Below are 10,857 nucleotides of genomic sequence, written 5' to 3'. Positions count from 1 at the left end.
TGGCGCCCACGCCCCCTCCGATCCTTCGCACGTCACCGCCGGCGGAGCCCTCGCTTCCTCCCATCGTTCGGACGTCACCGCCGGTGGCGCCCGCAGCGCCTTCGAGCCCTCGCTCGTCTCCGCCGGTGGAGCCCTCGCTTCCTCCCATCGTTCGGACGTCTCCGGTGGAGCCCGCGGCGCCTCCGATCCTTCGCGCGTCACCGCCGGTGGAGCCCACACCTCCGCCGCTCCCTCGCCCCACACCTCCGCCGCGGCCCTCTGGGGCGATACCGCCCGTGGCGAGCCCGCCTCCCGTGGCTGCCCGGGAAGAGGAGCCCGAGGAGCTCTCCGAAGAAGAGGCCCAGGAGATCTCGGACGAGGCGCCGCTGGATGCGGCTCCCACCCCTCCCCACCCTCAACCGCGGGTGGAAGAACCGCAGGAGCTCAACCACGACGAGCTCGAAGAGGCCGACGCCGCGGACGCCATCGAGGCCGCGGACGACGAGCTCGAAGAGGCAGACGCGGAGCCTGTCGAGGCCGCGGACGACGAGCTCGAGGAGGCCGACGCGGAGCCTGTCGAGGCCGCGGACGATGAGCTCCCCGAAGCGGATGATCAGGTCCAGGCCGCCGACGACGGGGTCGAAGAGGTCGACGCCGCCGAGGCCATCGAGGCCCCGGATGATCAAGTCCAGCAGGCCGACGCCGCGCTCAAGCCCAGCGGGGCTGCTCCCCAGAAGGCCAGCGCCCCGGTCGAACAGGCCGTGCCTGAGTCAGAAGCAGGCCTTCAACCCGCGCCCCTCGAGTCGGCGCTGGATCCCTGGTTCGCCCAGCTCGCCCACGGCTACTGCCCCCCAGAAGGAGCGCAGTTCGCCAGGCACACACCTCCCACCAACTTCCCAGGCCGGGACGAGGAGCCGACGGATCCCTCCCGGGTGCCGCCTTCGCCTGTGATCCAGGGGGCTTCGCGCGGTAAACGCTCGTAAACCAGCCAACCGAGCACGCCAGGGAAACTTCCCTGCCCCGCGAACGCTGGATAGGATGGCCCGGTTTTCACTGCACTTTTCGCGAGCCATCGCGAATCGAAGGACTTCATGGAGCGTCGGGTCCTCATCGTCGAAAGCCAGAACGAATTCGCCCTCAGCATGGCCACCGTGCTTCGCAGCGCGGGGTATCAGACGGCCATGGCCACCACTGCCAACGAGGCCCAGCGCGAGATGGAGAAGCGCCGGCCCGATCTGGTGGTGCTACGAGCCGAGCTGCCGGACCAGTCCGGCTTCACCCTCTGCGGCCAGATCAAGAAGGGGAAGTGGGGCCAGAACCTCAAGGTGCTGCTGCTCTCGTCGGACACCGGCGAAGAGGCGCTGAAGAAGCACCGCGAGACGCCCGCCGCGGCGGATGGCTACCTCGTCATCCCCTTCGCGCTGGAGGAGCTGGCCTCGCTCAGCTCCAACATCATCCCGCCCGGGAACCCGGAGGATGCCGAGGCCGAGGCCTCGCTGGACGCGTCGCTGTCCGGCAACGCCCCGCCGCGTGACGCGCCCCCGCCCATGCCGCCGCCCCTGCGCGCGCCCCCTCCCGGTGGCCCGCCCAAGCTGCCCAAGCGCGAGCGCCGCAGCGCCATCACCGACGAGGACCGTCAGTTCCTCGACCGCGCCTTCCAGTCCATCGCGGACCGCAAGGCGGAGCTGCTGGCCGAGTCCCGCCAGAGCAAGCGCACCCCGCCCAAGCGGGAGCTGATGGGCACGCCCGAGGGCAAGATCCAGGTCCTGCGCGACGAGCTGAAGGTGCGCGAGGCCCAGGTGGCCCGCATCTCGGAGATCTGGAGCGTGCGCGAGCGCGAGCTGGGCTCCGTCGAGGACCGCCTCCACGAGAAGGACGTGGAGCTACAGGGCCTGAAGATGCAGGTGGACGACCTGCTGCGCCGCTTCAACGACGCGCAGACGGCCATGCTCCAGAAGGAGCGTGAGCACGGCGCCACGGTGGACGATCTCCTCCTCCAGAAGTTCTCGGCCGAGAAGGACCTCATCGAGGTCGTCGCGGCCAAGGAGAAGGACATCAATGTCCTCAAGAAGGAGGTCAACAACCGCGACGACGAGCTGGCCCGCCGCGCCTCGGAGATCGAGCGCGCCCGCGACGAGTACGAGAAGCTCGAGAAGCAGTTCAACACCTCCACGCTCGAGTCCGAGGTCCGCGAGCAGAAGCTCAACGACACCCTCCGCGGCCACGAGCAGGAGATCCACCAGCTGCGCCGCCGCGGCGAGGAGCTGGACGCCACCCTCGCCCAGACGCTCAGCGAGCGCGACCTGCACTACGCGGCGCTGGAAGGTGACATCCAGGGGCTCCAGGAGCGGCTCAAGCAGACCGAGCAGGAGCGGGACGCCACCGTCCGTGCCCTCGAGCAGCGCGCCACCGCCGCCGAGGAGCACGGCGCCCAGTCCGACGCGGAGATCGAGCGGCTCAAGGCCCTGGGAGCGGCGCTCGAGTCCCGCCTCAACCAGCAGATCGCCGATCTGGAGGCGGACCTCGCTCGCACCATCGGCGAGCGCGACCAGCTCAAGCTGGACAAGGATGCGCAGGAGCAGGATCTCACCCAGCGCCTCGAAGAGCGCGACACGAAGATCTCCGCCCTCGATCGCGAGCTGGCCGACACCATCTCCCGCAACGAGCAGCACGAGGCGGAGCTCAACTCCACCATCCAGCAGCACCTGGAGCGCATCGGCGAGCTGGAGGGCGAAGTCGAGGCGGTCAAGACGCACCTGGCCGACCGCGAGGCCGAGCTCAGCGGCGAGCTGGAGGCGCTGACCCAGGCCAAGGACGCGCTGGAGCAGGAGCTCACCGGCAAGCTCGAGGCCCTGCAGGCCGCCAAGGACGCCCAGCAGGCCGAGCTCACCGGACAGCTCAAGGCGCTCACCACCGCCAAGAACACGCTGGAGACCAACCTCAACGGCCACATCCAGTCGCTCCAGGCCCACATCTCCTCGCTGGAGCAGACCATCGCCCAGCGCGATGACTCCATCGAGGGCCTGCGCACGGACGTGTCCGACCGGGACAGCCGGATCTCCAGCCTGACCGGAGAGCTGGAGGCCACCAGCCAGACGCTCACGCAGACCCAGGCCACCCTGGCGCGCACGGAAGAGACGCTCTCGAGCACCCGCGGCGAGCTGGAGGCCACCACCCAGACGCTCACGCAGACCCAGGGCACGCTGGAGAAGACCAAGTCCCAGCTGGCCACCACCGAGGCCATCCGCGACGAGCTGGACAGCGAGCTGACCGAGACCAAGGCCACGCTCGAGCAGACCCGCGCCACCCTCTCCCAGACGCAGGAGACGCTCTCCACGCGCACGGGCGAGCTGGAGGCCTCGCGCGAGGAGATTGATCGGCTCACCGGCGTCCTGCACGAGACCGAGCAGGCCAAGGCCGCCCAGGAGGCGGACCTCACCGGCCAGATCGGCCAGCTGCGCGCCGAGCTGTCCGAGTCCCAGGGCAACTACGAGGCCGAGCACGCCGCGCACCAGAAGCTCGCGGCGGAGACCACCGCGCAGATCAGCTCGCTCATCGAGGAGCGTGACGGGCTGCGCGGCGAGCTGGACGCCACCGTCCAGGAGCTGACCACCACCCAGGGCCAGCTCGCCCAGACGCGCGACACGCTCGCCAAGGAGCAGGCGGCGCACGCGGCCTCGCGCCAGCAAGCGGCGCAGACCCAGGCGGAGCTGGAGGCCCAGCTCACCGACGCCCGCGACCACGGCCAGGAGCTGGCCGACAACCTCGCCCACACCAAGAACGAGCTGGGCGAGCGCGTGGCCGAAGTCACCCAGCTCACCTCGCAGCTGGCGCACACCGAGGATGCCCGGCACCACCTCGAAGAGCGCCTCAACGTGCTCACCGAGGAGTCCCAGCGCCGCGAGGAGCTGCTCCAGAACGATCTGGCCGGCAAGAGCAAGGAGCTGTCCGACACGCTCCGCAAGCTCACCACCGTCACCCAGGAGAAGCAGCGCCAGACCGAGGCCCTCACCCGCGACGTCAACGCGAAGACCGAGCAGCTCAAGCAGCTCGATGCGAAGCTGACGCAGCAGACCGCCGACGCCCGCCGCCAGGCCGAGGCGCTGCAACAGCAGATCTCCAACCTCTCCGGAGAGCTGGACGGGGCCCGCAAGGACATCGCCGGCCGGGACGAGCAGCTGCGCCAGGCGGGCAACGCCCAGGCCAAGCTCACCGCCGAGCGCGACGGGCTGGCCGGTCAGCTCCAGCAGGCCGAGAACCGGCTGCAGCAGCAGACCCAGGCCGCCACCGCCGAGCGCAACGAGGCCAAGCGCACCGCGGACGATCTCACCAAGAGGCTCGCCGCCGCCGAGGCCCGCATCGCCCAGCTCACCCAGGAGGCCCAGCAGCGCACCGCCGACGCCGAGGCCAAGCTCAAGGAGACCCAGGGCCAGCTCACCACCCGCGCCCGGAAGATCCAGGAGCTGGAGCTGGCGCTGGAGAACGCCGTCAGCGCCAAGAACCGCGCGGAGAAGGATCTCAACGCCAAGGTGACCGCCGCCGAGGCCAAGGTCACCGAGGCCGCCACCAAGCTCGCCACCGCCCAGCGCGAGCGCAAGGAGCTGGAGGCCAAGCAGCTCAAGGAGATCGAGGATCTCAACGCCAAGCAGAAGGCGGAGCTGGAGCGCCGCGACAGCATCAAGGCCCAGGAAGTGGCTCGCCTCCAGCAGTCCGTCCAGGAGAAGAGCAAGGCGCTCAAGGTCGCCGAGCTGGAGCTGGCTCGTTACAAGAGCAAGGGCCCCGGTGCTGGGGCCTCGGCCGCCGCCAAGCCTTCGGCCGCCGCAAAACCGGCACCCGCCGCGGATGAAGACGAGCCCGCCGTGAAGACCCAGCTCAACACGGCGGCGGCGGCTCCGGCTCCGGCGGCTCCGGCGGCTCCGGCAGCGCGCCCGGCCGCGGCTCGGACCTCGACGACCACCAGCCGTCCGGCCATCGCAGCGGCCCAGCCCGCCGCGAAGAAGGCACCGGCTCCGGTCCAGCAGGCCGCCCCCGCTCCGGCGCCCGCGCTTCCTCAGGAGTTCGAGGATCCCGCGGACCGCACCGTGATGGTGCCGCTGTCCGCCGTGAAGAAGGAAGAGGACGACTGGACGTCCCTCGTGGACGAGTTGGACAAGTCCTGACCGTCGTCCCCGGGAGCGCGGTCCTTCACGGGGCCGCGCTCACCCCCGGCCCTGCCCGCTGAAGTCTGCTGCCTCGGAGTCAGAGGGCGGCAGCGGCGCGCGCCTCGCGCACCAGATCCCGGAAGTGCAACGTCGCGATCACGTCCCGGAAGAAGGACACCTCGCGGCCGTTGGCCTGCGCCTGCGCCACCCGCCACCGCACCAGGAGTGTCCGCGTGGTCACGAAGGCCAGCAACGCCGGGAAGCCCCCCGGCAGCAGCATGACCACCAGCGCCATCACCATCCTGAACCACACCCACATGACTGCGCACCTCTACGAGAACCGGAATGCCTGGTATGGATGCACGGGGTGTGCCCGGGTTGCACAACTTATTTCCATCTGTGTTTCCAGGGGGTTGGAAGTAAGGCTGGCGAGCACCCTGGCGCAGGAACGGGCAGGACCCTGGCATTTTTGCCACAGTGTGCGGGATCTGCTCGATTAAGTTTCAGGGTGTGAGCCCCCCTGCCCCGCCGCCCGAGTCCCGCCCCTTCACCAGCGTCGAGGACGCGGCCAGCCGCCTGGAGCAGGTCGGCTACCTGCCCTCCTCCGAGATCGCCACCGCCTGCTTCCTGGCGGACCGGATGGACAAACCCATCCTCGTGGAGGGCCCGGCGGGGGTGGGCAAGACGGAGCTGTCCAAGGCCCTGGCCCAGGCGCTCGGCCGCGAGTTCATCCGGCTCCAGTGCTACGAGGGGCTGGACGAGGCCAAGGCCCTCTACGAGTGGGAATACGCCAAGCAGCTGCTCTACACGCAGCTGCTGAAGGACAAGATCGGCGAGATGGTGACAGGCACGGGCACGCTGGCGGAGGCGGCGGACCGGCTGGCCTCGGGCGACGCGGTGTTCTTCTCCGAGCGCTTCCTGCTGCCCCGGCCCATCCTCAAGGCCCAGCTCTCCGAGCGGCCCGCGGTGCTCCTGGTGGACGAGATCGACAAGGCGGACCCGGAGTTCGAGGCCTTCCTGTTGGAGGTGCTCTCGGACAACGCGGTGACCATCCCCGAGCTGGGCACGTTCAAGGCGAAGCACATCCCGCGGGTGATCCTCACCTCGAACAATGCGCGCGAGCTGTCGGACGCGCTCAAGCGGCGCTGTCTGCACCTGCACATCGACTTCCCGGATCGCGAGCGCGAGCTGCGCATCGTCCGCTCGCGGCTGCCTCAGGTGGCCCAGACGCTCGCCGAGCAGGTGGTCGAGGCCGTCGCCGCCATCCGGAAGCTGGATCTCAAGAAGGCCCCGTCCATCAGCGAGACGCTCGATTGGGCCCAGAGCCTGGCGCTGCTCAACGCCGAGGCGTTGACGGCGGACCTGGTCGCCTCCACCTTGAATCTGGTCCTCAAGTACGAGGGAGATATCGACAAGGCGAAGGCCCACCTCCCGCAAATCGCCCAGGCCTGAACGAGAAAAAACCTCAGGTTGGGGCGCCCCGACACCCGCTCCCTGCCCGAGCAATCACGCTTTGACGGGGCGCACGGCATGTGAAAGAAGGCCGCCGAGCTTTCCCCCACTCGAGCAAGGAACGTCCCATGAGCTCCACCTCGTCCTCCGTGCTGCGCGCAGACCAGATCTGGATCGACGGCAAGTTCGTGAAATGGGACGAGGGCCAGCTGCACGTGATGACTCACGCGCTGCATTACGGCCTGGGGGCCTTCGAGGGCATCCGTGCCTACAAGACCCATGATGGCCGGCTGGCCGTGTTCCGCCTGCGCGAGCACATCCAGCGGCTCATGGACTCGGCCCACATCTGCATGATGAAGATGCCGTACACCGCCGAACAGCTCGAGGAGGCGTGCCTGGAGCTGCTGCGCCACCAGCGCCAGCTGTTCGCCAACGGCGCCTACCTGCGGCCCATCGCCTTCATGGGCGACGGCGCCATGGGCCTGGGCGCGGTGAACCCCACCCGCGTCGTCATCACCGCCTGGGACTGGGGCGCCTACCTGGGCGAGAAGGGCCTGAAGGAGGGCATCCGCGCGAAGATCAGCTCCTTCAACCGCCTGCACGTGAACGTGAACATGGTGCGCGGGAAGATCTCCGGCCAGTACGTCAACTCCATCCTCGCCAAGCGCGAGGCCGTCAGCGCCGGCTATGACGAGGCCATCCTCCTGGACGTCACCGGCTGCGTGGCCGAGGCCTCCGGCGAGAACATCTTCATGGTGAACAAGAAGGGCGTGGTGAAGACCCCGCCCCTGTCCTCGCCCATCCTCGACGGGATTACTCGCGACACGGCGCTCAAGCTGCTGCGCGACAGCGGGCGCACCGTGGAGGAAGTCACCTTCACCCGTGACGCGGTCTACATCGGCAACGAGGTCTTCTTCACCGGCACCGCCGCCGAGATCACCCCGGTGCGCGAGGTGGACAACCGCCAGATCGGCGAGGGCAAGCCCGGCCCGGTGACGAAGTTCGTCCAGGAGACCTACTTCCGCGTCGTCCGCGGGCTGGAGCCGCGCTACGCCGAGTGGCTCACCTACGTTTGATCGCTCGCCCGCCCTCTCCCTCCAGAGAGTGCCGCAGTGTGCTATCGGATTGAGGTAAAACCCCCGCGATGCCTCAGCCCGGCTACCAGGACGACAACCCGTTCAATCTCGAGAACCCGTCCATCCTCGACATCGCTCCGCCGGAGCCGAAGTCGCTGGAGGAGACGGGGCTCAAGATGGGCCTGCTCTCGGACATCGCCCTGAAGTTCCTCTACTACTCGGGCACCGGCACGGGCATGGAGATCGCCGACGAGCTGCGCCTGCCCTGGTCCGGCGTGATCGAGCGCGTGGTGGACTTCGTGGCCAACGAGAAGCTGGTGGATCTGCGCGGCGGCAAGGGCTTTGGCCGCGCCTCGGTGGAGTTCATCCTCACCGAGAAGGGCCGCGAGTACGCCCGCGACGCGCTCACCCGCACCACCTACGTGGGCCCGGCGCCCGTGCCCATCGAGCAGTACAACGCGCTCGTCACCCAGCAGATCGAGGAGAACCCCGTCGTCAGCCGGGATGATCTGCTGATGGGCCTGTCGCACCTCACCGTCACCGAGGATCTGCTCGACAAGCTGGGGCCGGCCGTCAACTCGGGCCGCTCGCTGTTCCTCTACGGGCCTCCGGGCAACGGCAAGACGAGCCTCGCCGAGGCCATCTCGCGCATGTTCGGCGGCGAGGCGTACATCCCCTACTGCATCGAGATCGACAACCAGATCATCAAGGTCTTCGACAACCTCAACCACACCCAGGTGCCTCTGGAGATCGGCCACGACGACTCGGGGCGCCGGCAGACCTTCGAGATGGACAACCGCTGGCTGCTCTGCCGCCGGCCCGCGGTGGTGGTGGGCGGCGAGCTCACGCTCGAGACGTTGGATCTCATCTACTCGGAGAGCGCCCGCTTCTACGAGGCCCCGTTCCAGGTGAAGGCCAACGGCGGCATGCTCCTCATCGACGACTTCGGCCGCCAGAAGGTCCACCCCACGGATCTGCTCAACCGGTGGATCGTCCCGCTTGAGAAGCGCATCGACTTCCTCACCCTCCACACCGGCAAGAAGTTCGAGATCCCCTTCGAACAGCTCCTGGTCTTCTCCACGAACCTGGACCCGAAGGAGCTGGTGGACGAGGCATTCCTGCGCCGGATCAAGTACAAGATTGAAGTGAAGAACCCAGACGAGGGCACCTTCCGGGAGATCTTCGAGCGTGTATGCGAGGCGGCAGGCATCCCCTACGTCGATCAGGCGGTCACCTATCTGTTCGAGGCCTACTACAAGCCGCGCAGCATGCAGCTGCGCGCCTGCCACCCGCGCGATCTCGTGGCCCTCATCAAGGATGCCGCGCGCTACCGGCAAATCCCGCCAGCCCTCTCCAAGGATCTGCTCGACCAGGCGTGCGAGGTCTTCCTCGTCGATCTGTAGAGCAGGGTTTTGTTTGTCCCAACCCCACGGAATTTCTAGAATCCGCGCCGAGTTTCAATCGCTGGCCGACTGCCTGATCCAGCCTGGAGTACCGGCAAGCAGGCATGAAGGAGCCGCAGGTCCGTGAAGGAACGCTACCAAGAGATTGACGAGAAGAACGAGGCGCTGCGCGACTACCTCGACATCTTCAAGGAGAAGGCGCGCGACTTCCTCGATCGGTTCGAGATGTCGTGGATCTACCACGACGCCGCGCTCGAGGGCGTCGTGTACACGCAGCAGGAGTTGACCGCGGCGCTCTACCCAGGCCGGGTGCCCGCCGAGGCCTCCATGATGCCGGTGGTGCTGGAGGTGCGTCAGCACAAGGCCGTCTGCGACTACATCCGCGAGGAGGCCAACGCCAGCAAGAAGAACGCGCAGATCACGCTGACGCAGATCAAGCGGATGCATGATCTGTTCATCGGCAACACGCCCGAGGCGATGGCGGCCCGCGCGGCCACCGAGCGGCGCGAGCGCACTGAGAAGGAGCTGGCCAAGGAGCGCGAGCGCGCGGGCTTCCGCAAGGACATGCCGCTGCACCGCACCTACTTCCACGACATCTCCCAGCCCGCGAAGATCCAGCCCGCGCTGGAGAAGCTGGTGGACTACACCGCGAGCGCCGAGTTCCGCGAGTTCCACCCGATCAAGCAGGCGGCCACCGTGCAGCACATGTTCCTGCAGATCTTCCCCTTCACCGAGCACAGCGGGAAGGTGGGGAGGATGTGCACGAACCTCATTCTCCTGCGCAACGGCTACATGCCGGCGGTCATCCACTCGATCGATCGACAGAAGTACTACGAGTCCTTCCGCGGCCCCGTGGCGGGCTTCCGCACGCTGCTGATGGACGCCATCGAGAACTCGCTCGACAACGGCGTGAAGTACTTCAAGGACCTGAACCGGCGCTACAAGGCCATCAACTAGCGCGGCCGTGCTCATCGGGGCTCACGAATCCATCGCGGGAGGGGTGAGCCAGGCGTTCGCTCGCGCCGAGGAGCACGGGGCCCGCAGCCTGCAGCTCTTCACCAAGAGCGCGCGCTGCTGGAAGGCGCCGGCTCTCGCGGATCCCGAGCGCCGCGCCTTCCGCAAAGAGGCCCGGCGCACGGGCCTGCCCTCCATCGCTCATGGCAGCTACCTGGTGAACCTCGGCTCGGAGGATGCGGCGCTGCGCGAGCGCTCGGTGGCGTGCGTGACGGAGGAGCTCACCCGGTGCGAGCGCCTGGGCGTGTCCTGCCTCGTCATCCACCCGGGCGCGCACCCGGACGAGCGGCGCGGGCTGAAGCTCGTGGCGCAGGCGCTGAACGAGGTGCACCGCCGCACGCCGCGCTTCCGCTCGCGCGTGTGCCTGGAGATCACCGCGGGCCAAGGCAATTGCCTGGGCTGGCGCTTCTGGCACCTGGCGGAGATCCTCTCCCAGGTGGAGCGCGAGGATCGGGTGGGCGTGTGCCTGGACACGTGCCACCTGTTCGCCGCGGGGTACGACTTGTCCACCGAGCACGGCTACGAGGCGGTGATGGCCGAATGCGACGCCACCGTGGGCCTGGAGCGGGTACGCTGCTTCCACCTCAACGACTGCAAGAAGCCGCTGGGCTGCCGGGTGGACCGGCATGAAGAGGTGGGCAAGGGGACAATCGGGCGAATGGCCTTCCGGTGCCTCGTGAATGATCCGCGGTTCGTCAACACCATTGGGGTACTGGAGACGCCGTTTCCCGAGCGTTATGGAGAAGCCATCCGGCTTCTCGAATCCCTACGCCAGAGACGGTAAAAGAAGAG

General features: G+C 68.2%; 8 protein-coding genes. 7 read left to right on the top strand and 1 reads right to left on the bottom strand.

Translation table 11 applies throughout. The features are described from left to right. Positions 1–293 precede the first annotated feature (293 nt). Together ACJ8AT_RS07635 and ACJ8AT_RS07630 are read left to right on the top strand one after the other, a co-directional pair. Positions 294–962, top strand: coding sequence for a hypothetical protein (locus tag ACJ8AT_RS07635; RefSeq protein ID WP_407736964.1), 669 nt, complete (start codon positions 294–296; stop codon positions 960–962). Positions 963–1,070: 108 nt separating this feature from the next. After that, entirely contained in the window at positions 1,071–5,138 is a 4,068-nt protein-coding gene (locus tag ACJ8AT_RS07630) for a response regulator (protein WP_407736963.1), read from the top strand. A 79-nt stretch (positions 5,139–5,217) separates the two neighbouring features. Here ACJ8AT_RS07630 and ACJ8AT_RS07625 read toward each other — a convergent pair whose 3' ends face one another. Further along, positions 5,218–5,439 (bottom strand): hypothetical protein, encoded by a 222-nt coding sequence (locus ACJ8AT_RS07625; RefSeq protein WP_407736962.1) that lies wholly within the window; start codon positions 5,437–5,439, stop codon positions 5,218–5,220. 191 nt (positions 5,440–5,630) lie between these two features. Between ACJ8AT_RS07625 and ACJ8AT_RS07620 the strand changes: the two genes are divergently transcribed. From ACJ8AT_RS07620 to ACJ8AT_RS07600, 5 genes are all read left to right on the top strand, one after another. Beyond that, a complete protein-coding gene (locus tag ACJ8AT_RS07620) occupies positions 5,631–6,572 on the top strand; it encodes an AAA family ATPase (RefSeq protein WP_407736961.1) in 942 nt (313 codons plus the stop codon). Between the two features lie 128 nt (positions 6,573–6,700). Beyond that, a complete protein-coding gene (locus tag ACJ8AT_RS07615; protein ID WP_407736960.1) occupies positions 6,701–7,648 on the top strand; it encodes a branched-chain amino acid transaminase in 948 nt (315 codons plus the stop codon). 68 nt (positions 7,649–7,716) lie between these two features. Further along, a complete protein-coding gene (locus ACJ8AT_RS07610; RefSeq protein ID WP_407736959.1) occupies positions 7,717–9,051 on the top strand; it encodes an ATP-binding protein in 1,335 nt (444 codons plus the stop codon). 123 nt (positions 9,052–9,174) lie between these two features. Beyond that, positions 9,175–10,008, top strand: a complete 834-nt coding sequence (locus ACJ8AT_RS07605) for a Fic family protein (RefSeq protein ID WP_407736958.1) — start codon at positions 9,175–9,177, stop codon at positions 10,006–10,008. Between the two features lie 7 nt (positions 10,009–10,015). Beyond that, complete coding sequence (locus ACJ8AT_RS07600; RefSeq protein WP_407736957.1) at positions 10,016–10,849, top strand: deoxyribonuclease IV; 834 nt, start codon at positions 10,016–10,018, stop codon at positions 10,847–10,849. Positions 10,850–10,857: the final 8 nt, after the last annotated feature.

Source organism: Hyalangium sp., assembly GCF_045802625.1.
GTDB lineage: Bacteria > Myxococcota > Myxococcia > Myxococcales > Myxococcaceae > Hyalangium.
Note: the sequence above shows the minus strand (reverse complement) of the source record. Positions and strands in the feature narration are given on the sequence as shown.

Bases quoted from the DNA above. Each gene is read 5' to 3' on its own strand.
- ACJ8AT_RS07630 (WP_407736963.1), top strand. From the start codon at position 1,071: ATGGAGCGTCGGGTCCTCATCGTCGAAAGCCAGAACGAATTCGCCCTC.
- ACJ8AT_RS07625 (WP_407736962.1), bottom strand. From the start codon at position 5,439: ATGTGGGTGTGGTTCAGGATGGTGATGGCGCTGGTGGTCATGCTGCTG.
- ACJ8AT_RS07615 (WP_407736960.1), top strand. From the start codon at position 6,701: ATGAGCTCCACCTCGTCCTCCGTGCTGCGCGCAGACCAGATCTGGATC.
- ACJ8AT_RS07610 (WP_407736959.1), top strand. From the start codon at position 7,717: ATGCCTCAGCCCGGCTACCAGGACGACAACCCGTTCAATCTCGAGAAC.